This is a genomic window from Syntrophomonas sp., assembly GCF_028707975.1.
Lineage (GTDB): Bacteria > Bacillota > Syntrophomonadia > Syntrophomonadales > Syntrophomonadaceae > Syntrophomonas.
This window is the reverse complement of the sequence record NZ_JAQVZX010000154.1, coordinates 1-3,375: the sequence shown is the minus strand read 5'-3', so window position 1 is coordinate 3,375 and position 3,375 is coordinate 1. Positions and strand designations below refer to the sequence as shown.

General features: G+C 47.1%; 4 protein-coding genes. 2 read left to right on the top strand and 2 right to left on the bottom strand.

The window, feature by feature from the left end; translation table 11 throughout:
* Both PHP87_RS11540 and PHP87_RS11535 read left to right on the top strand, forming a co-directional pair.
* Nucleotides 1–611 (top strand): ABC transporter permease (locus PHP87_RS11540; RefSeq protein WP_299921525.1); only part of this gene is annotated, 611 nt, incomplete at its 5' end.
* Nucleotides 612–669: 58 nt separating this feature from the next.
* Entirely contained in the window at nucleotides 670–1,242 is a 573-nt protein-coding gene (locus PHP87_RS11535; protein WP_299921523.1) for a TetR/AcrR family transcriptional regulator, read from the top strand.
* A gap of 252 nt (nucleotides 1,243–1,494) precedes the next feature.
* On the opposite strand, the gene PHP87_RS11530 is transcribed toward PHP87_RS11535, so the two are convergent.
* Together PHP87_RS11530 and cls are read right to left on the bottom strand one after the other, a co-directional pair.
* Nucleotides 1,495–2,199: a carbonic anhydrase gene (locus PHP87_RS11530; RefSeq protein WP_299921521.1), complete on the bottom strand. Its 705-nt coding sequence runs from the start codon at nucleotides 2,197–2,199 to the stop codon at nucleotides 1,495–1,497.
* Between the two features lie 151 nt (nucleotides 2,200–2,350).
* Nucleotides 2,351–3,375: cardiolipin synthase (gene cls / locus PHP87_RS11525; RefSeq protein WP_299921519.1), on the bottom strand; the 1,025-nt coding region annotated here is incomplete at its 5' end.

Here is a 3,375-nt window from a genome sequence, read left to right as displayed (position 1 = left end):
ACCCGGACGGGATTACCGCTTATTATATGGTACCGGCCATACTGGGTATAATCGTAACCATGACCATGGTTATTATCACAGCTGTAGCCATAGTCCGCGAGCGGGAAAGAGGTACTCTGGAACAGCTAATAGTAACTCCCCTGCGCCCCTATGAGCTAATGCTGGGCAAGATAATCCCCTATATTGCCCTGGGTTACATTCAGATTACGGTGGCTTTGCTGGTAGGGGCGCTCTTCTTCCAGGTTCCTATCCGCGGCAGCCTTTTAGAGCTTTATCTTCTCACCCTGTTTTTTATCACTGCTTCCCTGGGCCTGGGCCTCATGATTTCCAATATAGCCAAAAACCAGATGCAGGCCTTTCAGATGTCTTTCTTTGTTATGCTGCCCAGCATACTCTTGTCCGGCTTTATGTTCCCCCGTGAGGCCATGCCCCGAATAATCTATTATATCAGCGACATAATCCCTTTGACCTATTACCTGGATATAATCAGAGGTATAGTCCTCAAAGGTATCGGTTTTCAATACCTCTTGGGTCAAGTTGCCGCATTGCTGGTCTTCAGCCTGTTGTTTCTGGGGATAAGCACCCTGAAGTTTAAAAAGAAGATAGCTTGAGCAATAGGATACAAGAATAAACGAAATTTATGCCTGGCAGGAAGGAGGCAAGATAATTATGGATATGGAGGAACGGATATGCCATGCCTGTCTTGAGCTAGCCCGGCTGCGGGGCCTGCATGGATTCACCGTAGATGAACTGGCGAACCAGGCGGGAATAAGCAAAAGAACTATCTACCGTTACTTTCGTAGCAAGGATGAAATAATTGAGGCCGCTGTAAACCGCTTCCTGGTTGAAGTGGCGGCTGCAGCCAACCATATCCTGGCGGTGGAAAGCGACCCCATAAATATTTCTAATTACATTCTAAATTATCTCTTTAAGCACGGCCATTTTATCATCAGTACCAGCGGGCTAAATGACCTGCGGCAATATTACCCCCATCTCTGGCAAAAAATCGACCGCTTCCGCCTGGAACGAGTGCAGATGGTTATTAGTGCCATAAGTCAAAAGGAGGGTACCGAGTTCCTGCCGGATTGCGATCCGCTCATACTGGTTACCGTAATAAGCACATCCATTCAAGCGGTATTAAACCCGGACTTTCTGCTGGAAAACGGGCTAAGCTTCGAAAAAGCCGCTAAAGATTTAAGCCGCCTCTTTTTGTCAAGCATATCACAGGGACGGTCCTGTTGATATATTTTTCGTCTCTATCAAGGAAAGAGCAGGCGGTTTGAAGTGGCCGCACTGCTCCTCCTTAATTTAAAAAGCGAGGAGTAAGGGGTAAGGGGGTGAGGTTCTTCCCTCCCACATCTTACTGTTCAAGCACAACTAATAACTCACTCCTCGTCCCTGGCTGTGACCCGCGGACCTGTGGAGTCTGCGTTTAAAATAGCCACCTGTAATGCCCCTATTTTCGTTGGCGGTTGTGGCCTCTGTTCAAGGGGGTTAATACGAAGTCAGGCGCCGGGCGCGGTCAGCCAGCAAACCCAGATGGGAATAGCTTTTTAATATACTGCTATTGCGCTCACCGTTGATATTGCTGGTATAAAGCATTCCATAACCGTTGCCATAGATATTATGCAGATCCACCATTACTCCCACCAGCAAAAGCTCATTTTTTTCCACCAGATCGGCCACGGCATAATTAGCTAAAAGATAATCAATCTGCATATCTACATTAACTTCGCCCAACTTGGTGAATTTCAGCCCCGCCTCATCGTCAAAAATAAGTCCGCTTTTACGCCGGGCCTCTTCCAGTGAATTCTTGACTATGGATAATTCATTCCGAATGCCCATAGGCTCATCTACGAAATTGGATTCCGCCGCCTTTATAGCTCCACAATCGCTATGCCCGGCCACAATCATCAGCGGGGTATGCAGGTGCAGAAGGCCATAAAGAACGGAGCCTTCATTGGTTTTAACCTGGTTGCCGATGTTTTCCACGGAAAAAATGCGGTTAAAAATCTCACCGAAAATATTGACCGGCATACGGGAATCCGCACAGGTTAAAAGGGTTATCAGCGGATGCTGCCCATAGTTACCCTTTTTAAAAGCCTCCAGGGGAAAACCCTTTTCAAAAGCCAGGATACCTTGCTCCAGGCTCTTAAACAAAGCTGCCTTGTCCACTTCAATTGTTGTATGATGACTCAAAACCAACACCTCCATTGAATAATTTATTACGAGCTATTCTATACCTCATTATAAATCTAAAACGATAGCAATGGGCATTTTTCTTGGGGAACCTTAAGGCAGAGAGCATCACTTATACCCGAAGGGTACTATGTATGGATAATAAACTCCTCTAAAGTAGCGGGGAGAGCAGGCGGGAAACAGCCTCCTTCATCCGCACGCACACTGGCCGGGCCCGGTATATTTCCATAGTAATCTCCTGAGAATTCTGGATATCCCGGAAGAAGGCCGCTTGCAGGTTGCGGCTTACCCTCTCGTCATAAATAAAAGCATTAACCTCAAAATTAAGGTAAAAGCTGCGTATATCCATGTTCGCTGACCCCACCGTACTGACATAGCCATCGACCATCATAACCTTGCTGTGCAAAAATCTTTCCTCGGAGTAGGCATAACACCTGACCCCTGCATCCAGCAGTTCCCCAACATAAGAAAGATTGGCCCAGTGTACAATTAGGTGATCCGCCTTGCCCGGTATCATCAAACGCACATCCAATCCAGATAAAGCAGCAATTTTCAAGGCAGCGAGAATACTCTCATCAGGGATAAAATAGGGAGTCTGTATATAGATATTCTGCCGGGCGCTGCCGATCATTTTCAGGAAGCCGTCTTTAATGGAACTCCATTTGGAATCCGGTCCACTGGATACGATCTGCACTCCGGTATTGCCTTGGGGAGCACGCTGGGGGAAAAAGTCTTCCCGCATCTGAAAGTCATGGTCGCATGCATAACGCCAATCCAGGAGGAAGCGTAAGTGTAATCCATCCAGAGCGGTCCCGCGAATGCGCAAGTGGGTATCCCGCCAGTAGCCAAACTTTTTTGACAGACCCAGGTATTCATCACCTATATTAAAACCACCGGTATAGCCTTCTTCACCGTCAATAATACATATTTTCCTGTGGTTGCGGTAGTTCATCCGTAGATTTACAAAAGGAAAGAATGGTGGCAAAAAGCTGGCAACTTCTCCCCCTGCTTGCAGAAGCGGCTGGAAAAAGCGGCGGGGCAGGTGAATACAGCCCATTCCATCATACAGCAACCTCACTTCTACTCCTTCCGCAGCTTTGCGGCTGAGAATATCTCGAAGGCTCCGGCCAGTAGCATCATTTTGAATAATATAGTATTCCAGGTGTATATATTTTT

What these genes read in the sequence shown, in the direction of transcription:
- PHP87_RS11535 (WP_299921523.1), top strand. Translation starts at nt 670, where the DNA reads ATGGATATGGAGGAACGGATATGCCATGCCTGTCTTGAGCTAGCCCGG.